The organism is Frigoribacterium sp. CFBP 13605, from assembly GCF_014839405.1.
In the GTDB taxonomy this organism is placed as follows: domain Bacteria; phylum Actinomycetota; class Actinomycetes; order Actinomycetales; family Microbacteriaceae; genus Frigoribacterium.
Genome location: NZ_JACYNS010000159.1, coordinates 1 through 4,198, shown reverse-complemented (window position 1 = coordinate 4,198; position 4,198 = coordinate 1). Strand labels below are relative to the sequence as shown.

Sequence of the window (4,198 nt, the reverse complement as noted above, 5' to 3'; positions counted from 1 at the left end):
GACGCCGGTCGCCCGCGCGTCCGGTCGCGTCGCCCCGCTGCCGCCCCGGTCGCCGGCGGCGTCGAGCCGCGCGGCCGCGAGTCCGGCCACGGCCGCCACCACCTCGGCGTGCCCCTTGCCCGGGTAGAAGAAGCCGATGACCGCGACGTCGCCGTCCGGCTCGGGGAGCCAGGCCGGCCCGGCGGGCCCGGGGAGCCCGTCCGGCCCGGTCCGCTCCGGCGGCAGGGGGTGCCGGTCGACCGGCAAGGGGATCACCTCGACCGGGCCGTCGAAGCCGACCCACTCGCGCAGGAGGGAGCGCTCGTGGTCGCTGTTGACCACGACGCCTCGCGCGGCGGCCACCACGCGACCGTAGGCCTCACCGCGCCTCCTCAGGTTGCGCTCGCCGTCCGACGGCTGCGGCAGGTCGTGCAGGGTGACCGTGAGCGCCGTCGTGTCGGCCAGGTGCTCGACGACGTCGGCCGCCGCGGACGGCGAGGGGCCCCAGAGCCGGTCGGTGAACTGCAGGTGGGCCCGCGGGACGCCGACGTCGACGGCGTCGTCCGGGCCCGCATCGACGCCCCCCTCGACGTCCGGCACGTCGAGCAGGTCGGCGACGTCCAGGGCGAGGTGCCGACCGGTGCGGGCCTCGACCGTCGCGGCGATCTGGGCCGCGTAGGTCGCGACGCCGTGCTGCGGATCGTGGTGCGTGACCACCACGGGCAGCTCGACGAGGTCGATCGTGGCCGCCGCACCGTCCCGCGCGGTCGACCGGGCCGAGTCGCGCGCGGTCGCCTCGCGGGTCGAGGGATCGACCGCCCCGCCGCTCACGCCGCACCCCACAACGCGAACGTGTCGGCGTGCCGGGCCAGGGCGGCCTCGACCGCGTCCGGGTGCTCGGCGTACCAGGCGAGGTGTGCCCGACGGACCTCGTCGGCGTCGACGCGCTCGCCGCCGACGACCCAGTGGTCGGTCGCCTCGTCGTCGAGGCCCCAGGCGTCGATCACCGCCTGCTCGCGCGGGGCGTGCACGCTCGCCAGCACGGGTCGGCCCGGCTCGACGACGTGCTCGGGCAGGCCGAGGCGCTCGCGGACGCGCGAGGCGAGGGCCGTCCAGACCGGGTTGCCGGGGTGGTTCAGGGTGCGCATCTGGTCGAAGCGCGGCGTGCCGGCCCCGTCGGCGCCCGCGCCGACCTCGAACAGGTCCGACGCGACGACGCTGTCGTGGGCGACCTCGCGCTTCCGCAGCTCGGCCAGCGACAGCTCGGCGACCGACCGGACGACGGCGGGCGTCAGGGCGCCTCCCGGGAGGGGCCGCCCGGCGGCCTCGGCGATCAGTCGGACGTCGTGGTACTCGACGAGGGGCGGCACGAGCGAGACGTCGCTCGGCGGGCGCACGATGACGTGCGCGGGGTAGAGGCCCGCGAACCGGACGACGGGCACCCGGACGACCCGCGCGTCCCGGGGCAGCATCGCGGCCAGCTGGGCCGTGCCGAGCGGGAGGTCGTGGTAGTCGTCGCGCACCGGTTGCGAGACCAGCAGCCCGGCCCGGCCGAGCCACCGGCCGAGCTGCGGCAGGTCGGCGGCCGTGAGCTCGTGCACGGGCGGCATCCGGACGGTCGTGAGGCCCGCGCCGTCGAGGAAGATCCGCAGCGACTCGGCCTGGCAGTTGCCCACCACGAGGGCGATCGCCCCGTCGCCCTCCGGCTCGCTCAGACCGTAGAAGTCGCCGTAGTGACGGGTGCGGCCGTCGGGTTCGGTTCGCTGTTCGGACATGCTTCCCTCCGGCCCTCGCTCGGAACGGACAAAGGGGGTCGCGCGGGCCTATGTTGAGTCAACAGCGACTTCCCCGGTCGCGTCATCCTTTCCCGCCGCCAGCCCCGGCACACCTCACCCGCATCGTCGCGGGTGCTCGTCGTCCCGCGAGACAGGCCTCGCGCCGGTCCGCCACGGCGAGCGACCTGATCACGCCGAGGAGGCCCCGATGACCCATCACGCCCCGACGTCGCCGTCGACCACGGCCCCCGCGTCCGACGAGACCGTCGTCGCGCCCCTCCGCGTGGCCTCCGTCCCGGCCGGCCACCCGTACGTCCGCTCGTTGCTCGACCCCGACGACGCCTCCGGCCGCGTCGTCCACCTCGCCGACCCGCTGCCCGACCCCGCCGAGCCCGACCGCTGGTGGCCCCCGGTGGTGCTGGACGCCGACTGGCTCCGCGCCCACGCCGATGAGATCGACCTGCTGCACGTGCACTTCGGCACCGAGTCGTACCCCACCGCCCACCTCGTCGCCGTCGTCGAGGCCCTGCGCGACCTGCGCAAGCCGCTCGTGTACACGGTGCACGACCTGACGAACCCGCAGCTCGTCGACCAGGCGCCCCACGTCGAGCACCTCGACGTGCTGATCCCGGCCGCCGACGAGTTGATCACCCTCACCGACGCGGCCGCCGACGAGGTCGAGGCCCGGTGGGGTCGTCGCCCGACCGTCATCGCGCATCCGGCCATCGTCGACCCCGAGGTCGAGCTGCCGGTCGGCACACCCGGTGACACGGTCGTCGTCGGGGTCCACCTCCGCGACCTGCGCCCCAACGTCGCGGGCGTCGAGACCGTCCGCACCCTGCTCGCGGCGGTCGACGCCCTGCGCGCCACCGGTGCCGCCGTGGAGGCGCGGGTCGACCTGAACGAGCGCGTGCGCGACCCCGAGCAGGCCGAGCGCATCCGCGAGCTCGTCCGGGCCGTCGGCCCGTCGGCGTCCCTCGCCGAGCACCCGCGCCTGACCGACGCCCGGCTCGAGCGGTCGCTCGCCGACCTGGACGTCTCGGTGCTGCCGTACCGCCACGGCACGCACTCGGGCTGGGTCGAGCTGTGCTGGGACCTCGCCGTCCCGGTCGCCGCGCCCCGCGTCGGCCACGCCGCGGCGCAGCACCCCGACCGTGGGACCACCGCCTCCTTCGACCTCGACGACCCCGCGTCGCTGGCCGCGGCCGTCATCGCCCTGGTCAGCCCGCACGCCGTCGACGAGACCGCCGACGCACACGACGCCCCGGCCCGGGTGCCGGCCTCGCGCCGCGGCACCCCGCACCGCGCCGCCCTGCAGCGGCAACGTCGGTCCGTGCGGCGACGACAACGCCACGACGTGGCCGCCGCGCACCTCGCGGTGTACGAGCGCGCCCTCGCGACGGTCGCGGCGGTGACGGCGTGACCCGCGCCTCCCGGCCCCTGCGCATCGTCGTCGTGGCGCCCCTGCGCTACCCGATCCGCGAGCCGTTCGCCGGCGGACTCGAGTCGTCGGTCCACCACCAGGTGCGCACCCTGCGCGAGCGCGGTCACCGCGTCTCGCTGATCGCCACCGAGGGGTCCGACCACCTCGACCAGAGCCCGCCCGAGTTCGTCCTGCCCGCCGTGGTCTTCGACGACCCGGCCGAGGCGACCGACACGACCTACCCCGACGGCTACCTCGAGCGCGCGCTGCCGGCGCTCGAACGCGCCCTGCAGTTCGTCGCCGACCACGCCGACGACTACGACCTCGTCGACAACCACAGCCTGCACGGCGCCCCGCTCGCCCGGGCCGACCGCATCGGCGTGCCGATGGTCAGCACGCTGCACACGCCGACCCTGCCCGCCATGCTCGCCGCGCACCGCTCGTCCACCGGGCCGCGCAGCCGCTTCGTCGCCGTCAGCGGCCACACCGCCGCCGCCTGGGCGAGGGAGGGCGTCGAGGCGAGCGTCCTGCCGAACGGCGTCGACACCGAGCGGTGGGGCTTCGGACCCGGGGGCGACGACCTCGTCTGGTCTGGACGCATCGTCCCCGAGAAGGGGCTGCACCTCGCCCTCGAGGTCGCCCGTCGCGCCGGGCGCCGCCTCGTGATCGCCGGTCGCATCGGCGACGTCGACTACTTCGAGACCGAGGTCGCCCCGCACCTCGGAGCCACCGCCCACTACGTCGGCGAACTGCGCCAGCCCGAGCTCGCGGCCCTCGTCGGCCACAGCGGCTGCGCCCTCGTCACGCCCGTGTGGGAGGAGCCCTTCGGACTCGTCATCGCGGAGGCGCTGGTCACCGGCACGCCGGTCGTCTCGTTCGCCGTCGGGGGAGTCCCCGAGGTCGTGGCGGGTTCGGTCGGGGCCGCCCTGGTCCCCGCCGGCGACCTCGACGGCATGGCGCGCGCGGCCGACGACCTGCTGCGCCGGGTCGGGACGGACGCCGACGCCCGCCGCACCGTGCG

3 protein-coding genes and 1 pseudogene are annotated in these 4,198 nt (G+C 76.2%); 2 read left to right on the top strand and 2 right to left on the bottom strand.

Annotated features, from left to right (window positions below):
- A pseudogene (locus IFT36_RS15440) lies at nucleotides 1–810 on the bottom strand (hypothetical protein); the annotation flags it as partial.
- Nucleotides 807–1,754, bottom strand: a complete 948-nt coding sequence (locus tag IFT36_RS15435; protein ID WP_200413590.1) for a WcbI family polysaccharide biosynthesis putative acetyltransferase — start codon at nucleotides 1,752–1,754, stop codon at nucleotides 807–809. The pseudogene IFT36_RS15440 and the gene IFT36_RS15435, both read right to left, overlap by 4 nt.
- 208 nt (nucleotides 1,755–1,962) lie before the next feature.
- Between IFT36_RS15435 and IFT36_RS15430 the strand changes: the two genes are divergently transcribed.
- Both IFT36_RS15430 and IFT36_RS15425 read left to right on the top strand, forming a co-directional pair.
- Nucleotides 1,963–3,177: a glycosyltransferase gene (locus IFT36_RS15430; RefSeq protein ID WP_200413589.1), complete on the top strand. Its 1,215-nt coding sequence runs from the start codon at nucleotides 1,963–1,965 to the stop codon at nucleotides 3,175–3,177.
- On the top strand, nucleotides 3,174–4,198 hold a 1,025-nt coding region (locus IFT36_RS15425), incomplete at its 3' end, for a glycosyltransferase (protein WP_200413588.1). The genes IFT36_RS15430 and IFT36_RS15425, both read left to right, overlap by 4 nt.